At 61.8% G+C, this 15,656-nt stretch carries 18 protein-coding genes; 7 read left to right on the plus strand and 11 right to left on the minus strand.

The window, feature by feature from the left end; genetic code table 11:
• Positions 1-65: 65 nt before the first annotated feature.
• On the plus strand, positions 66-578 hold the full coding sequence (locus tag ACMDCR_RS15300) for a 3'-5' exonuclease (RefSeq protein WP_413993328.1): 513 nt from the start codon (positions 66-68) through the stop codon (positions 576-578).
• Between the two features lie 7 nt (positions 579-585).
• On the opposite strand, the gene ACMDCR_RS15305 is transcribed toward ACMDCR_RS15300, so the two are convergent.
• Positions 586-1,491 (minus strand): DUF4238 domain-containing protein, encoded by a 906-nt coding sequence (locus ACMDCR_RS15305; protein ID WP_413993329.1) that lies wholly within the window; start codon positions 1,489-1,491, stop codon positions 586-588.
• 75 nt (positions 1,492-1,566) lie between these two features.
• The gene (locus ACMDCR_RS15310; RefSeq protein WP_413993330.1) at positions 1,567-2,715 is read right to left on the minus strand and encodes a C2H2-type zinc finger protein; all 1,149 of its coding nucleotides are present in this window, start codon (positions 2,713-2,715) and stop codon (positions 1,567-1,569) included.
• 172 nt (positions 2,716-2,887) lie between these two features.
• Between ACMDCR_RS15310 and ACMDCR_RS15315 the strand changes: the two genes are divergently transcribed.
• Positions 2,888-3,439 carry a hypothetical protein gene (locus ACMDCR_RS15315; RefSeq protein ID WP_413993331.1) on the plus strand — a complete coding sequence of 184 codons (552 nt, stop codon included), beginning with the start codon at positions 2,888-2,890 and terminating at the stop codon, positions 3,437-3,439.
• 172 nt (positions 3,440-3,611) lie between these two features.
• Here ACMDCR_RS15315 and ACMDCR_RS15320 read toward each other — a convergent pair whose 3' ends face one another.
• The 7 genes from ACMDCR_RS15320 to ACMDCR_RS15350 all read right to left on the minus strand — a co-directional run bounded on the left by ACMDCR_RS15320 (position 3,612) and on the right by ACMDCR_RS15350 (position 8,496).
• Positions 3,612-3,989 (minus strand): XRE family transcriptional regulator, encoded by a 378-nt coding sequence (locus ACMDCR_RS15320; protein WP_413993332.1) that lies wholly within the window; start codon positions 3,987-3,989, stop codon positions 3,612-3,614.
• 4 nt (positions 3,990-3,993) lie between these two features.
• Positions 3,994-4,359 carry a type II toxin-antitoxin system RelE/ParE family toxin gene (locus ACMDCR_RS15325; RefSeq protein ID WP_413993333.1) on the minus strand — a complete coding sequence of 122 codons (366 nt, stop codon included), beginning with the start codon at positions 4,357-4,359 and terminating at the stop codon, positions 3,994-3,996.
• A gap of 43 nt (positions 4,360-4,402) precedes the next feature.
• The gene (locus ACMDCR_RS15330; protein ID WP_413993334.1) at positions 4,403-4,822 is read right to left on the minus strand and encodes a thermonuclease family protein; all 420 of its coding nucleotides are present in this window, start codon (positions 4,820-4,822) and stop codon (positions 4,403-4,405) included.
• Complete coding sequence (locus ACMDCR_RS15335; protein WP_413993335.1) at positions 4,819-6,072, minus strand: tyrosine-type recombinase/integrase; 1,254 nt, start codon at positions 6,070-6,072, stop codon at positions 4,819-4,821. Before ACMDCR_RS15335 ends, ACMDCR_RS15330 begins: the two co-directional genes overlap by 4 nt.
• 147 nt (positions 6,073-6,219) lie before the next feature.
• On the minus strand, positions 6,220-6,873 hold the full coding sequence (locus ACMDCR_RS15340; RefSeq protein WP_413993336.1) for a JAB domain-containing protein: 654 nt from the start codon (positions 6,871-6,873) through the stop codon (positions 6,220-6,222).
• Between the two features lie 15 nt (positions 6,874-6,888).
• Positions 6,889-7,719 carry a type I methionyl aminopeptidase gene (gene map / locus ACMDCR_RS15345; protein WP_413993337.1) on the minus strand — a complete coding sequence of 277 codons (831 nt, stop codon included), beginning with the start codon at positions 7,717-7,719 and terminating at the stop codon, positions 6,889-6,891.
• A 111-nt stretch (positions 7,720-7,830) separates the two neighbouring features.
• A complete protein-coding gene (locus tag ACMDCR_RS15350) occupies positions 7,831-8,496 on the minus strand; it encodes a TetR/AcrR family transcriptional regulator (protein ID WP_413993338.1) in 666 nt (221 codons plus the stop codon).
• A 78-nt stretch (positions 8,497-8,574) separates the two neighbouring features.
• Between ACMDCR_RS15350 and ACMDCR_RS15355 the strand changes: the two genes are divergently transcribed.
• Together ACMDCR_RS15355 and ACMDCR_RS15360 are read left to right on the plus strand one after the other, a co-directional pair.
• A complete protein-coding gene (locus ACMDCR_RS15355; protein WP_413993339.1) occupies positions 8,575-9,423 on the plus strand; it encodes an NmrA family NAD(P)-binding protein in 849 nt (282 codons plus the stop codon).
• Positions 9,416-9,910, plus strand: a complete 495-nt coding sequence (locus ACMDCR_RS15360) for a DUF1772 domain-containing protein (RefSeq protein WP_413993340.1) — start codon at positions 9,416-9,418, stop codon at positions 9,908-9,910. The genes ACMDCR_RS15355 and ACMDCR_RS15360 overlap by 8 nt, the downstream gene beginning before the upstream one ends.
• Before the next feature lie 79 nt (positions 9,911-9,989).
• Here the strand turns inward: ACMDCR_RS15360 and ACMDCR_RS15365 are convergent, their stop codons facing one another.
• Positions 9,990-10,616, minus strand: coding sequence for a 2OG-Fe(II) oxygenase (locus tag ACMDCR_RS15365; RefSeq protein ID WP_284316588.1), 627 nt, complete (start codon positions 10,614-10,616; stop codon positions 9,990-9,992).
• 356 nt (positions 10,617-10,972) lie between these two features.
• Between ACMDCR_RS15365 and ACMDCR_RS15370 the strand changes: the two genes are divergently transcribed.
• The 3 genes from ACMDCR_RS15370 (at position 10,973) to gpt (ending at position 13,683) form a co-directional block, all read left to right on the plus strand.
• On the plus strand, positions 10,973-12,103 hold the full coding sequence (locus tag ACMDCR_RS15370) for an Mrp/NBP35 family ATP-binding protein (RefSeq protein WP_413993341.1): 1,131 nt from the start codon (positions 10,973-10,975) through the stop codon (positions 12,101-12,103).
• 77 nt (positions 12,104-12,180) lie between these two features.
• The gene (locus tag ACMDCR_RS15375; RefSeq protein ID WP_413993342.1) at positions 12,181-12,939 is read left to right on the plus strand and encodes a competence/damage-inducible protein A; all 759 of its coding nucleotides are present in this window, start codon (positions 12,181-12,183) and stop codon (positions 12,937-12,939) included.
• 240 nt (positions 12,940-13,179) lie between these two features.
• Positions 13,180-13,683 carry a xanthine phosphoribosyltransferase gene (gpt, locus tag ACMDCR_RS15380; protein ID WP_413993343.1) on the plus strand — a complete coding sequence of 168 codons (504 nt, stop codon included), beginning with the start codon at positions 13,180-13,182 and terminating at the stop codon, positions 13,681-13,683.
• 157 nt (positions 13,684-13,840) lie between these two features.
• Here the strand turns inward: gpt and ACMDCR_RS15385 are convergent, their stop codons facing one another.
• Positions 13,841-15,652: a glycosyltransferase gene (locus ACMDCR_RS15385; protein WP_413993344.1), complete on the minus strand. Its 1,812-nt coding sequence runs from the start codon at positions 15,650-15,652 to the stop codon at positions 13,841-13,843.
• Between the last annotated feature and the right edge of the window lie 4 nt (positions 15,653-15,656).

Here is a 15,656-nt window from a genome sequence, read left to right on the forward strand (position 1 = left end):
CGACTGGCGGATGGCTGGACGCTGATCCACCGTATACGCGGCTGCTGTCGCAGGCGAAGACGATCGTGTTCGGGCGCCATGCCAGCGAACGCGAGGAACAGGATCTGTCGGCACAGCTTATGGGGTTCCTGAATGCCTCGATTGGTAGGGCGGAGACGACGCACGCATGGCTGCAGCGTTTCTATCGAGAACTCGTCATGCCATGGCGCGACGTTGCCCGAAATTCGGAACAAGAATGGCAAATTTGCACCGAAATGATCACCAACACGGATCCAGCGCGAGATCTCGATCTTTCGCTGGCTCACTTCGCGGGCCGTGTCGAAGGGGCGGGCCGCGTCAACCTCAGCACGCTGCATAGCGCCAAGGGCAGGGAGTTCGACGCCGTGATCATGTATGGCGTCAACGCCAGCGACTTTCCAAGCGAACGCGACAGTCGCACTCCGGCAGGGCTTCGGGAAGCAAGGCGACTGTTCTACGTCGGTGTGACGAGGCCGAAAAGGCACCTCAGCCTGATCTATCAGGAGCATCATCATTCGCCGTGGGTCGTCGAGCTCTATCAGCGAAGCCAACGGGAGTAGAAGATGCTCAAGTGCGTCGGCGGAAGACGATCTTTCGGACCGAGCTTTCGATCACGTCGTAGGGCGCCCAGGTCATATCGACTGCGATGTTGTCGGCGGGGGTAATCAAGTGCCGAACGTAGTCGAATTTGGCAAACTGTCCGACGAAGTGTCGATTGAAACCCGCAGCTGTGGCGGCGTCGATCTCTCGATTCGAAAATACGCCATCGAAATCGCCGAGAACCAAGCAGGCAATCGTGGTTGGGTTGAGCGTCAACACGAGTTGGTATGGAACCATGCCGGGAAGCGGGAGCGCCATTGCCGGATGACGCGGAGCGGGCATCGAGAACACTGGAGTTGTTGAGGAGCGGAGGACGATCGGAGAGCGAAGTATCATCATAAGAGCGCCTTTGAAGCTGCTCTCTGCCCACTCCGTTGTTGCGGCCATGTGGTTCTGCATAGCTTTGGCCAGGTTCGGATTGGCGTGCATCGCCGCATAGGCGGCGCGCTCCTCGTCGGCGAAAGCGATTTCCGCAACCGGGTCTCTCGCCATCTGTGTGAGATCATTCATTGTCGCTTGGTAGTGCGGCGTGCGGGCGTCGAGATGTCGTATCAGCGCGTAGAGGATAGCTCTGTCAGATTGATCGAGAGCGTCGGTCCGGCCGCTCATAATTTTTGCCCACGTGTCGCTCTGCGAGATCGGAGTCTCGATGCGACGGTTGATATCCGTTTCGACCGAAACCGGAATGCCGTCACGCAGGTGCACATAGAAGTCGCGTTCGTAGCCAAGGCTCTCGATTGAACGCTCGGCCCAGACCGCCATTGGCCCATGCTTTCCGACCGTCGTTATCCGAGTTTTTGCCTCGTCAACGGCAAAATTTCGCAGGAAGAACTGTGGAACGTAGTGATGGTCGCGAGGTTCATTCGTTGCCAATTTTGGTAATCCACCAGTGTGAAGGCTACGGGTTCACTTCCGAGGACCCGAGGTGACGGTGTGGTCGACTGCATTCTACCGCAATAAGTTGGCGCTACCCCGCTTGCGCAGAAAAGCCCGCATTGCATCAGAGACAGGGTGCTCGACGTCGAAAATGCCGAAACGCTGGCGGAAGCGGTCCCAATGTCGATCGAGCTGGCCCAGGCGGCGGGCGTCCGGGCAGATCCAAATCCAATCAAGGCGCCACGGTCTTTCACGCTCTCCGTCTTGCGGGCGGAAAGAGCACGCGCCGACGATGCGACCGTATTCGTCGGAGAATAGGAAACCGATGGCGTCGGGATCATGCTGGGCCTCTAACGACCACTGCGTGAAGTCGTAGCCAAGTTCGCGCTTAAATTCGAGCGCCCGGCCGTAGACCTCTGCGCGTTTCCATTTTGGGGATCTGGCATCTACCCATGCGGCATCCAGGTCTCGATCAAGTGCTTCGCTGAAGCGTCGGTGCGGCTTGGGTTCGATGAACGAAAATCGTTTCCGGTGAAAAGAACGATGCATTTGCTCGTCAGTCCGAGAACCCTTGACGTACGTCATTCCGCAATCGGGGCATGTCACCGCCGCGGATTCGGGCCGCTTGCGGTATTTCGGCGATCGGGCGGTGAGCCACAACGCGTGACCATCGTCGTCAAAGGCATATTCCAGCCGATATCCGGATGCTGTCTTGAATCGCGATGTCGTCATGCCGCGCCATTCTCGATGCGGGGCGGAAAGCGTGATCGGCCGGAGGCGATGCCGGTTCGCCTCATAGAAGAGCACCGAAATCTCCTCGTCGGTCAGGTGCGTTGTCGCGTCCAGACGCGGGCGAACGCGAGCGCAAAGGTCGGCGACATCGATCCGGAAGCCGAGCCGCTCCAGCCAAATGCAAAGCGCCGCGGTATCGGCCGCTGAAAGCATGTCATAGCCAGAGACATCGTCGCTGCGTCGCTGCGGTCGAGGGAATACCGAGCGATATGGCAGGCCCAGCGCTCCTGCCAAAACTTTGGGGTCGACGACGGCTGGAGGGTCGAGCCTGCGATCGTGTGAAAGCAGATAGTCCTCCAGATCAACGGCCGACGCCCACCCCGATGCAGCGATGCGCTCGTCCATCGTATTTGCGCGACGGGACGTTGCCGGTGCGGGCTTTTGCAAGGCACGCCAGATTGCCTCTATCGTTTGAGCTTCGATCTCCATGCGGTAGCCATCAAAGTATTGCGAATCAAGAGTTTTACGAATTCGACGATACTCGCGTTACTCAGGCTGGTCTGTAGTCGTTAGCCTGGGACGCGAACATAAGAAGCGAGCCTGTCAAGAATCAGATATTCTTTCATGAGAGGCGAAGCAGTGCGCCAACGAGAGAAGGAAAGTGGATAAATTTCACATTGATCTGAACCAGAGAGAGGTCGAGCTTGTTCAAAGGATCGATCTTCGTGTGACGCACCGCGATCACACCGAAGGCCATGCCGCTTACAACGCAAACAAGGAGCCCATTCTGACGCTCTTGCGTTCCTTGAGCGAGCGCAATGTGGTGCCGCCACAAAGGCTAAGCTACTGGAACGATCCTAAGTATAATTTCGGCAGGGTGAAAACTTCTCGGAAAGGGTTATTCGAGCGCAACGGGTGCACTGGAACGGAAATCTATACTCACCCTCATTTCATTCCGTATCTAAGATATTTCCTGTTCGGTCCTGAGCTTCCTGACAACGTCATTGCGGAGTTCGAAGCAAAGGTCGGTAATCCAGAATGGGTGACATCAAGCGATGTCGTTCCGATCGGGAAATTTGCGCGCGACCTAACGCGGCGGCATCGCCTCGATACCTCCGACGCGCCGGATGAATTCTTCAAGCTGTGCCTCGATGTTGGCTTGAGCCTCAGCGTCGCAGAAAGCGTCATGCGGTCAGTGCGACAGATACGCTGATTCTCACGCATATGCGCTGAGGTCCCGTCCGCGACGCTGGTTACCAGCAGTGGGTGCAGCCGGCGGTTAGATTGAGCATCCCGCGACGAGAGATAGATAGATTCCAAGTGGCATCCGTCCACTCGATCTAAGCTTCAGCCATCTTGTCTCTCGCGCTGTTTTCGAGTTCCAGTCATCGGGCGCCCGCGTGCTTTCGTCGGCGCGCTACGGTCCGAACGGGGGTGCTGCTCTCGATGCCGACATCGCCGAGGCTGTGCAGACGAAGCGCCGGGTGCGCTGGAAGCTTCACCGTCAACTCGAGCTTCCCGCCGATCGCCTCGACATAACTGCGTAGCGTCGAGAGATACATATCCACCTGCTTCTCGATCTTGGATACCGAGGGTTGCTTGATGTTCAATGCACTCGCGACCTCTTCCTGGGCTTTGCCTGCGATCTGGCGCAGCTCACGAAGGCCCTCCACCTCCTGCCGGAGCTCTTCGTAGCGGGCCTCGATCTGCTCCTGCTGGTCGCGGGGCAGAGAAGCTATGACTTTATCTAGGCTGCGTCCCATAGGATCATCCCTTCCTTAAGGATTTCAGGTTTTCCAGATGATCGGAAAACCGCCTATCCGCTTTTGCGATAAGCTGCTTATAGAAGCGCTTCTGGCTGCCGCCCGACTTGTCGCCCGCAACGAGAAGGATAGCCTTCCGCTCGGGATCGAACGCGAAGCCAACACGCCATTCGCCATCGGCCGCCGAGAAGCGCATCTCCTTCATATTGGCGTGTTTCGAGCCCTTGAGCGTGTCGGCATATGGCCGGCTGAGCTGCGGGCCGAACTCAGCGAGCAGCTTCGCGAGGGCCAGCAATTCGGTCTGGACCTCACGCTCGAAAGCTTGGAACTCCGCCTCGAAGGCATCGTGCAGTCTGACGTCCCAATTCATATAGCTTCCAAGCTATGCAAGGTCAATGGTCGATTCCGGCTCATCAGTTGCCGCCTTCGGCAATTCCCGCCCGCCGGAGTAGGTCTCCGATGCTGTCGGGGCCTATTCGGCATCGGGCTAAAACGCGGTCATATGTGACGACCCGCCCGCTTCGACCTCGCTCCGTGGTGCAGATGACGTCGCGATGAAGGGTAATGCGCACGAGGGCCGACTTTGCCGAAACGCCACCCGGCTTGTGCAGTTCGGGCGCATTGAAGTCGGCGAGCCGAACCTCGATCCACTCATTCGGATCGGACGTTCGCCCGACACAGAGGCCATCGCCATCCCCCACGTATCGGACGGTACCCACGAACTGGATGCCGGCTTGGGTGGGGAAAGGACCTCTGCAGGGGTCCGCGAGTGCGGGCGCGGCGATGGTGATGGCAGCGAGCAGGCCGGCAGGGAGGAGGAGTCGATAGGTCACGCGGCTTCCTTCAGCGGGGCATTACGCCTCTTCTTCGTCAGGAGTTCGCGTATAAACTTGTCCCACCGGGCCATAGCTGCCCGCTTTTCGGGCATATAGTTCCAGCGGTCATAACTCTTGGAACTTACGTCTTGTAGCGTATGATTTTGCAGTCGGTCTCGGATTTCCTTCGAAAGGCCGGCCTTGCCAGCGAGCGTCTTCCACGTTCGCCGGAGATCGCGGTTCGTCACGACGGGAATGACTTCGCGATCCCTTTGGCGCCACATGAACGAATAAAGCGTCCCATGGCTTACGGGCTTGGACGGATCGGTCGCTGATGGGAAAAACCAGCCAAATTCGTTCGGCTTGATCGATTGAATAAGTTCGGCCGCGATCCTGGGGACGGGGATGGCGTGTGGCTTTCCGTTCTTGGTTTTTGACCAGTCGATGATGCGCTCGGCCGCGTCCCATTGATCAACATGCAGGCGAGCGATTTCCTCGACGCGCTGGCCCGTCAGCATAAGAATCCTGACGGCACGGGTGTAAGGCGGGTGGACCGGCGCATCAGGGCATTCCAGCCAGCGATAGAGACGGACGAATTCGTCCTCATCCAACCAGCGGGTCCCCACATTCTTCGGCTCTGTTGGAATGCCTGCTGCCGGATTGTAGACGAGGCGGAAGCGACGGGCGGAGGTCGTGCGATAGTCGTGCTCTGACTTAAGTCCCCAGCTATATGCCGAACGAATGTAGCTGCGGACGTGATCGGCCATGGAGCGCTTACCGCGCTCGTAGATGGGGCGAATAATGTCTCGGATTTCGTCGGGTTCGATGTCGCGCGCCGGGCGGTTACGCCCGAGCGTATCGGCGATCTTGTTCAATCCCTTCTCGGCCTCTTTCCAGGATGGCTTCCCGGCGGCCTTGAGTGACGCCACATAGGCTTCGAAAAGATCGGCGACGGTGCCGGGGCGTGTGTCGCCCGCAATTTTGATGCTGCGACCCTTCTGGATCATGTTGGCGTAGTCGCGCTTGAACACCTCGCGCGCCTGGCTGAGGCTCATCGAGGGATATGAGCCGAGCTTCTTCTTGAGGCGCTTCTGGTCCCGCCACTGCTGGGCCATCCAATCCGCGGTGACGCGGGTCGGCATCGGCTTCATGACGAGGACAAGGCGGCCGGTTCCGTGACCCTCGCCGTCAACAAGGCTTAGCTGCTTTCCGGTCTGCTCCACCTGTTTTAGGGCGCGGCGTATTTCTCCATCTGTAAGGCTTGGCACTGGGCTCTCCCATGGGCTTTCGAGTGGGGTCGCCAAGCGGTTTCGTGGGGCCGACGACTGGGGTCAAAAAGGGCATCAATCCCCCTTAAAACCGACCCCTTATGCCATGGTATCCGGTGCTACGACAAGAGAAAAAAGCATTATGTTTCAATGTGCTAGAGCGTGATCCAACGTGACAGAATAAGGGTTAGTGGGATGGTTGTGCACCAGGATGAGGGCAGTGGCCGAGAGTTCCAGCGCGCGCTTGATCACCTCGCGCGGGTATACGGGCGTATGATTGATGGTGCCCGTCTGCTGCACCTCGTCAGCGATCAGACCGTTCTTGATGTCGAGGAAGAGGATGCGAAAGTTCTCGCGCTCGGCGAAGGCCATGCTGGAGCGGCAATAATCGATCAACGCGGAGGAGGTTGAGAAGACCGGGCGCTTGGCGACATCGCCCCGGGCAAGGCGATGGCCGGCGGCCTCGATGATCTTGAGATCGCCCGCTACGCCGTCGCTCACGCCATCCACCTCCTTCAACCGCGCGATCGGGGCGCCGAGCACTTCGGCGAGCGAGCCGAAGCGGGCGATCAGAGCCTTGGCCAGCGGCTTGACGTCGCGGCGCGGGATCGAGCGGAAAAGCAGAAGCTCCAGAAGTTCGTAATCCGGCAGCCGGCCCCCGGATTCGGCGAAGCGCTCACGGAGCCTCTCGCGATGGCCGTGATAATGCGGCTCGGACTCGAGCACCTCGATGGCCCGCGCAACGGGAGCCTCGCCCAATTCCAGAAGGGGGGCTGGAGACGTCGAACGCCCCTTCCTCATTCAAGGCACTCGGAATCAGGCCACTTTGGCATAGGGCGGCTGGTCATATTTGGCGGGCGAGAGCGTGAAGATCTCGACGCCTGTCTCGGTGACACCGACGCTGTGCTCGAACTGGGCCGAGAGCGAGCGGTCACGCGTCACGGCAGTCCAGCCGTCATTGAGCACCTTCACGTCGGGGCGGCCGAGATTGATCATCGGCTCCACCGTGAAGAACATGCCGGGTTTCAGCACCACCCCTTCGCCGCGGCGGCCGTAATGCAGGATGTTCGGCTCGTCATGGAACAGGCGGCCGAGGCCGTGGCCGCAGAAGTCGCGCACCACCGAGCAGCGCTCGGCTTCGGCGAAGCTCTGGATGGCATAGCCGATATCGCCGGTGGTGGCGCCGGGCTTGATGGCGTGGATGCCGCGCATCATCGCCTCATAGGTCACTTCCATCAGGCGCTCGGCCCGCCGCGGAATTTCGCCGGACGCATACATGCGGCTGGAATCGCCATGCCAGCCATTCAGCACCACCGTGTAGTCGATATTGAGGATGGCGCCTTCCTGCAGCGGTTTGTCGTCCGGTATGCCATGGCAGACAACGTGATTGAGCGAGATGCAGCTCGACTTCGGATAGCCGCGATAATAGAGCGTGGCCGGATAGGCGTTGTTGTCCATTGCGAACTCGAACAGCATCCGGTCGAGTTTGTTGGTCGTCACGCCCGGCTGGACAGCGTCGGCCATCAGGTCCAGCCCCTCCGCCGCGAGCCGGCCTGCGGCGCGCATGCCGGCAAACGCTTCCGGGCCATGGATCTTGATCTGGCCGTTTTTGCGTTGGGGGGACAGTTCTGCGTCGATAAAGCTCATGAAAGGTCCTGGATATCTCTTTCCACGCTTATGCCATTTGGGTATGCGGGCAGGAAAGAGAATTTTGAATTTTGCATGACTGCCACGCGGCTTGTACGCAGGCGTCCGTGATCAGGGCGTGAGTATCTCACGGAGCGTCATCTGCCGGAAGGCCGAAACGATGGCGCCACCTTCCGCCTCGTCGACCGAGATCGCCAGCCGCATCGCGGCCTCTCCGAGCTGCCAGATCATGAAGGCCCTGGCAGCATAGATCGCGGGATCCCTCCCGTTATGCGCTCGCGCCATCGCCTGTGCCAGCATCATGCCGCAGAGGCGGCTCTCGGCGAGTTCCAGCGCCATCAGCTGCTTGTCGGCCTGCATGCCCGACCAGATGTCCCGCATTACCGGTTCGGCCTTGAACAGCGCGTAGTAGACGTCGATCAGAGAACCATAGGCCTCTTCCAACTCGGCGAGCGAGGTCACCGGCAGCAAGGCCTCCTCGATGCAGCGCCGGCTCTCCAGGCTGTAGCGCTCGGCGAGGCTGCGGATGATCGCGCTTTTGTCGGGAAAATATTGATAGAGCGAGCCGATGGAGATGCCGGCCTGTTCGGCGACTTCCCCCATCTTCAACTGATCACTGCCCCTGCTGCCGATCAGCGACGAGGCAACGGCGAGGATCCTGTCCATGCGTTCGCGACTGCGCTGCTGCACCGGCGCGCGGCGGGGCAGGGAGGTCTCGGCCGGCGCATGGCTGGAAATCGAGGGCTTGCGGGGGGAAGGGGTGCGAGCGGGGGCCATGCTTGACATCGTAAATATGAGGGTTTATCACATTACAGAAATGTGAGGATTCTTCATATTTAACCAAGGGAGCTGGAAATGGCAAACGATCCTTATGGCAACGGTTCGATTCTGGTGCTGGGCGGCACGGGCAAGACAGGCCGGTTGGTCGCGGAGGGACTGATCAAGGCTGGGCGTCACGTCCGCATCGGCTCGCGCCATGCCGAGCCGCCCTTCGACTGGGAGCGGCCGGAGAGCTGGGGCGCCGCGCTGGCTGATATGTCGGCCGTATACGTCGCCTACCAGCCCGACATTGCCGTACCCGGCGCCGTCGAGACCGTACGCGCTTTCTTCCGCCAGGCGATCGCGGCCGGCATCGCCAAGATCGTGCTGCTCTCGGGGCGCGGCGAGGCGGAGGCGGAGGAGGCCGAGGCCGTGCTGCGGGATCTGCCGGTCGACTGGACGATCCTGCGCTGCAGCTGGTTCTTCCAGAATTTTAGCGAGGCTTTTCTGCTTGACAATATCAGGGCAGGGGAGGTCGCGCTTCCAGCCGGCCTCGCGCCCGAGCCATTCGTCGACACCAGGGATATCGCGGAGATCGCCGTGGCCGCCTTCAACGATCCGCGCCATGCCCGCCAGCTCTACGAGATCACCGGTCCGCGGGCGTTGACCTTTGCCGAGGCCATTGCGGCAATTGCCGCCGCGGCCGGCCGGCCCATCGCCTATGCAAGCGTGTCGGTCGAGGCCTACAAGGCCGAGCTTCAGCGCCTGCAGGTGCCGGCCCCCTATGTCGATCTCATCCTCTATCTCTTCACCACCGTGCTGGATGGCCGCAATACACCGCTGGCCGACGGGGTGCAGAGGGCTCTCGGACGCCCCCCGCGTGAGTTCGCTACCTATGTCGCCGATGTCGTCGCCACGGGCGTCTGGGGAGGCAACCATGCTTGAGCGCAGCCTGGAAGTGCTGACCTTCATCGCGGCGGTGGGCTGCGGCCTGGTGGCCGGGGTGTTCTTCGCCTTCTCCTCTTTCGTGATGCCGGCCCTGGGGCGCATTCCGGCGCCGAGCGGCATCAGTGCCATGCAGTCGATCAATGTCGTGGTGATCAATCCCAGCTTCATGACCGCCTTCATGGGAACGGGCGCGCTCTGCCTCGCTCTGCTCGCCGGTGCCTGGATGTGGTGGGGCGATCTCAGCGGCAAGCTAGTGCTGGCCGGGTGCCTGATCTATCTGGTGGCCTGCATCGGGGTCACCATGGTGTTCAACGTGCCGCTCAACGACGCGCTCACCGCCGTGCAAGCCGACACGGCCGAGGCCGCCAGCCTCTGGTCGCGCTATCTGAGGGAGTGGACGGCCTGGAACCATGTGCGAACCGTGGCGCCGGTCCTGTCCCTGGTGCTGTTCGTGCTGGCGCTGATCCGGCGGGCGGTGGCATAGGTGTGCCGATCTCGTGATCGGCACGAAGGCGGCAGCATTTCAGGAAGAGGTGCCGATCTCGCTCGTCGGCACACCACTCTCAGCGCCCGAAGATACCCTTGAAAAACTGGGCCATGCCGTTGCGCTTCTTCTTGCGCTCCAGCTCCGAGGCGTCCTTCAGCCAGGTGATCTGCACCACGCGGCGTTCGCCGGCGAAGGGCTTGTGGCCGTGCCAGGAATTGTCGGCGCGGCGGAAGCCGAAGCAAGAGCCCATCACGGGGGAGATCTCGGCCGTCATGTCGTCGAAATCTTCGGGGCCGTTGAGCACGCGCAGGCGGCCGTCGGCACTCGCATTCCAGCTGTCGTTCATATAGACGAGGAAGGTGGCGAGTTTGCTTTCGCTGTCGGTATGGATGCGGCCATCCTTAAGCTGCGACAGGCGGCGGATCGTGGTCAGGCGCGGCAGCGGCGTCAGGTTGAGGTCGAGCTTGGCCGACAGGGCGTCCGCCATCTCGTCGCTTTCGAGATCCTCGATCAACTGCTTGAAGGTGCCCTTGATCATCACCTCGTCCACTGTGAGGTAGCCCGGCTTGTCGATGGGCGGGAATTCCTCGCGCAACTTCGGGATCTTGTCTTCCTTGAGGAAGGCATCGCCGACGATATAACGATAGGGTTGCTGATGGATTTCAGCATTCTTGACGACGTCCAGATTGATGACACTGGTCATCTCTTACTCCTGTGGTCACGGATGCGGCAGGCCGTACGGCGCCTCCCGCATGATTCGATCGCCCAGCCGATACCCCATTTTGTGGCGGAATGTCCTGCCGAATGGACCTAGCGTCAAGGAAGATCGGGATCTCACCCTTAAAACCCTGGTATTCCCGGGCGGGAAGGGCGCCTCTGACGACATGAACTCGTATGGGGCACCTGCTAAGCGAGCGCCGCTAACACTGCTATGAGGCATAATTATTACGGATCTGCTGCCCGCTGCCGTTGATTGGTGCTATGGCGCTTCCCAATTCTGACGGGCGGCCGCACGCTGATTCCGCGGCTTGGCCCCTCTTTCCTGGTGAGGATTCCTTCGTGCCACTGACGCCCGCCGATGTCCAACGTGCCCTCGAACTCGTCAAACTGCCGGCGAGCGGCCAATCGCTGCCGGCGTCCGGCCGCCTGACAGAGATCCGCATCGACGGCTCCAAGGTGATGTTCGCCATCGCCATCGATCCCACCGAGGCGCGCGCCATGGAGCCGGTGCGGGCGGCTGCCGAGAACGCCGTGCGCGGGCTGCCGGGGGTGACCAATGTGCTGGTCGGCCTCACCGCCGAGCGGCCGGCAGGAGAAGTGCGGCAAGGAGCGCCCGGCCCCCGGGCGCAGACGGCGGCGCATAATGCGCCGCAGGGGCGTCCCCTGGGCTTGCCCGGCATCCATCGTGTAATCGCTGTGGCCTCCGGCAAGGGCGGTGTCGGCAAGTCTACGACTGCCTGCAACCTCGCCATTGCGCTGGCTGCCCAGGGGCTTAGGATCGGGCTGCTCGACGCCGATATTTTCGGACCGTCCATTCCAAAGCTCTTCGGCCTGTCGGCCAAACCGGAGCAGACGCCCGACAAGAAAATCGTTCCGCTCGAAGCCTATGGCGTCAAGGTGATGTCGATCGGCTTCCTGGTCGACGAGGAGACGCCGATGATCTGGCGCGGGCCGATGGTGATGTCGGCGCTCACCCAGCTCCTGCGCGAGGTGTTATGGGGAGAGCTCGACGTCATGGTCGTCGACATGCCCCCCGGCACGGGCGATGCGCAACTGACCATGGCCCAGCACACGCCACTGGCCGGGGCGGTGATCGTCTCGACGCCACAGGATCTCGCGCTCATCGATGCCCGCCGCGGCGTCGGCATGTTCCAGAAGGTGAATGTACCTCTGCTCGGCATCGTGGAGAACATGTCGACCTTCACCTGTCCCAATTGCGGTCATGTGAGCCATCTCTTCGGTCATGGCGGGGCACGGCGCGAGGCTGAGAAGCTCGGCGTGCCCTTCCTTGGCGAGTTGCCGCTGTCGATGGAAGTGCGCGAGCGCTCGGACGCCGGCAAGCCGGTGGTGGCCACGCTGCCGGGCAGCCAGGAGGCGGGCATCTATCGGCAGATGGCGGCGCAGGTCTGGGCGCGCTTATCGGGCGAGGGAGTTGATCGGCGCCAGCCGCCGCGTATTGTCATCGAATGAGGGGCGGGCGCGTCCAACCCAAGTCGTCAGCAGCGCCCCAAGTCTTCAGGATTGCCTAAAGTCTTCAGGAATGCCCAATGGAAAATCGTGAGCCTGCTTCGTCCGCCGCGGTGACGGCCTCCATCCTTGTCGTCGGCGACGAGATCCTGTCGGGGCGCACCAAGGACAAGAACATCGGCTACATCGCCGAATTCCTCACGGGTGCCGGTATCGACGTCAAGGAAGTGCGGGTGGTGCCCGATGTGGAGGAGCGCATCGTCGAGGCCGTCAACGCCCTGCGCTCACGCTACGACTATGTGCTGTCGACCGGCGGCATCGGGCCGACGCATGACGACATCACTGCCGAATCCGTTGCCAAGGCCTTTGGCGTAGGTATTGATGTCAGCTCCGAGGCCGTCGAGATCATGACCAGGCATTATGGCGGCGCCGAGCACCTGACGCCGGCGCGCCTGCGCATGGCCCGCATTCCCGATGGCGCCGAACTCGTGCTTAATCCGGTCTCGGCGGCGCCGGGTTTCATGATCGGCAATGTCATCGTCATGGCCGGCGTGCCCAACATCATGCAGCGCATGCTCGACAACGCGATCAAGAAGATGCGGGTGGGGGCTGTGACCTTGTCAGATAGCGTTTCCCCGGGCCCGGGCATCGGCGAGGGCATCATCGCGGCCCCGCTCGCCGCCATTGCGGAAGCCCATCCCGAGGTTTCGATCGGCTCCTATCCCTCCTTCGGCCCGGCCGGTTTCCAGACGCAGCTGGTGATCCGCGGCAAGGACGCCGCCAAGGTTGCAGCGGCGAAGTCAGCAGTCGAAGCGATGGTGGCCGGCATCAAGCGCTGATGTCCTTCCTGGGATCGCAGGTATCCTTGCCTGCTCTTGGAAACGCGGTGCCATGAGGAGGGGCGGGCCTTGGTGTGCGGGTCTTCAGACCGGCATGCCCGGGACTTCGGCAGCACGATGCTGATCTGAAGACCGCCACACCGTTCCGACCTGCACCTCCTTTGTGGCATGCCTCAAAACCGGGCTTGATCCCCCCGATTTCGCCGCTATGAAGAGCGACCTGCGAACAAGGACCGGACCATGAGCTCGCCCAAGCCAGACAAGGCATTTCCCGTATCCTGGGATCAGTTCCACCGCGACGCCCGCGCGCTCGCATGGCGCCTTTCCGGCAGCGGCCCGTTCAATGCCATCGTCTGCATTACCCGCGGCGGCCTGGTGCCGGCGGCGATCATCTCGCGCGAACTTGGCATCCGCATGATCGAGACGGTCTGCATCGCCTCCTATCACGACTACAAGACCCAGAGCGGCCTGATGGTGCTCAAGGATATCGACGACAAGCTTGCGGCCAATGACGGCGAAGGGATCCTGGTGGTCGACGATCTCGTCGACACCGGTTCCACCGCCCGCGTGGTGCGCGAGCGCCTGCCGAAGGCGCATTTCGCCACCGTCTACGCCAAGCCGCTAGGGCGCCCGCTGGTCGACACCTTCATCACCGAGGTCAGCCAGGACACATGGATCTACTTCCCCTGGGACATGGGCCTCGCCTTCCAACCGCCGATTGCCCAGGACACCACGGCAGGGTGAGCGGGGGGCTCTCGCATGTCACTGAAAAGTCGGGGAGTGGCTCTTACCGTCATTGCCAGCGAAGCGAAGCAATCCAGGGGCCACTGACGCCGCCCTTCGACCCCTGGATTGCTTCGCTCCGCTGGCAATGATGAAGTCGGCTTAGGCGCTCCACCTTCTAACCCGCTCCAGCCCTGATCCTTTCAATCTCCTGCTCCGTCTGCCGAATGATCGCCTCGGCCACCGGGCCGACATGGGCGCGGAAATGCGCAAGCATCTCCTCCATCGGCAGGCCGAGCTCATCGAAGCCGATCATGTAATTGCGGATGCGATCGTGCCAGCTGATCGGGTAGGGCGCGCCCATCGGCCGCTCGAAGCGGTGGAGCCAGCGTAGGAAAGGCAGGCAGAGCGTGCGCCCGCCGGCCTGGCGGAATTTCTCGTGGATGTAGCCTTCCTCCCCGCCGAAGCCGCGGAAATGGCCATTGTAGCCTGGCCAGGCAGCCCGGCGGCAGGCGTAGAGGCCCAGGCCCTGCATTGGGATATCGAAGGGCGGGGCCTCGGGTGAACGGCCGGCCTCGTCGAGATCCCAGGCGCCGAGCATCCCCTGCTGCCAACGCGGTTTCCAATGCGTTGAAATCGTCATGAGGTCGTCATTGACGAGGGGGCCCTGGAGGAGGTCGATGCTGTCGGGATTGTCGTCGAAGTAATGCAGCAGGCGGGCGATGGCGCCCGATACAACCAGGACGTGGCAGTCCAGGCACATCACGAGATCGCCAGCAGCTTCGCGCATGACCACATCCCGCACCGCCGTGCCGATGCTGTCGGCCACCGGGACATAGCGATAATTCGGTATGCTGCGCGCCAGCTTCCTCAAGGGTTCGCCGCAGGCACCGTCGGGGTTGTTGTCGACGACGATGAACTCGACCTCGCCGGCCACCTCCGGGTGGTAGAGCCGCAGGGCCTGCAACGTGAAATAGACGCCGTCATAGTCGTCATAGGTCGCCATGCCGATGCTGAGGCGCTTAGGGGGACGGGCCATGGCGAACTGTACAGAGGCCGCGTCGACCACCACCCGCTCGGACAGGCCGGCAGCTCCCGCCGGTGGCCTTGATAACCGTGGCTTCAGCAGGCGCGCGAGTCCCGACGGATCCAGATCCGCCCGAAGGAAGTTATGGACGAATTGATCCAGAAAACCCGGAAGCTGCTTGTAACTACCGAACCGCAGCAAGACCGCCGGCACCGTGCGGGCAAAGTCCGCCAGATTTTCCCAAGCTGCGCTGGAGAGGGAATGGTCCGGATGCACGGCCTGCTCGAGGAAGAAGCGGAGCTGCCCGGCCGGGATGGGTTCGAGCGCTGGCGCGGCTCCTTCATGAAGCAGCGGTACGAGGATCAGCCCACAGGACGGCTTCTGGGGACGATCGGGCGCCACGGTCCCGGGCCTGATGATAGCTCCGTGGCTGGTGAGCGTGGCATGGACGTGCGCGAATCCGGGCCAGGACAGGATCTTCGGGGCGACTGTCGCATGGGGAGAAAATGCAAGGGCGATGGGTTCGAGCTTGCCCCTGCCACCCGCAACGGCAACCAGATCGTCGGCCAGGAACTCGAAGCCTTGCCCGACCAGCCAGGCGGCGAGCCCGGTCTTGCCGGAGCCCGGCGGGCCGGCGATCAGCACGGCCTTGCCATCGCCTCGCACGGCAGCGGCTCGCAGCAAGGGCTGGGCCGACATCGCCGCGAGGACGCGGCCGATCTCGTCGAGGATCGGGTGGAATGCATCGGGCCAGGTCAGCCCGCGCCAGACCAGCCTGTCATCATTGCAGAGGTCGAAGCAGCTCTCCGCGGCCGAACGCAGGTGCAAGGTCGTGGCAGGCTCGCCCTCCGGAGCTGCGGGCAAATGCGAGAAATAGGGCCAGATCTCCCGGTCCAGCGCTTCCGGATAGCGCAGAATGAAATTGATGGGTCCGAGCCGGAAGGCGATTCTGCAGTCGTTCATGCCG

It is taken from the genome of Labrys okinawensis (assembly GCF_047345005.1).
GTDB classification, from domain to species: domain Bacteria; phylum Pseudomonadota; class Alphaproteobacteria; order Rhizobiales; family Labraceae; genus Labrys; species Labrys okinawensis.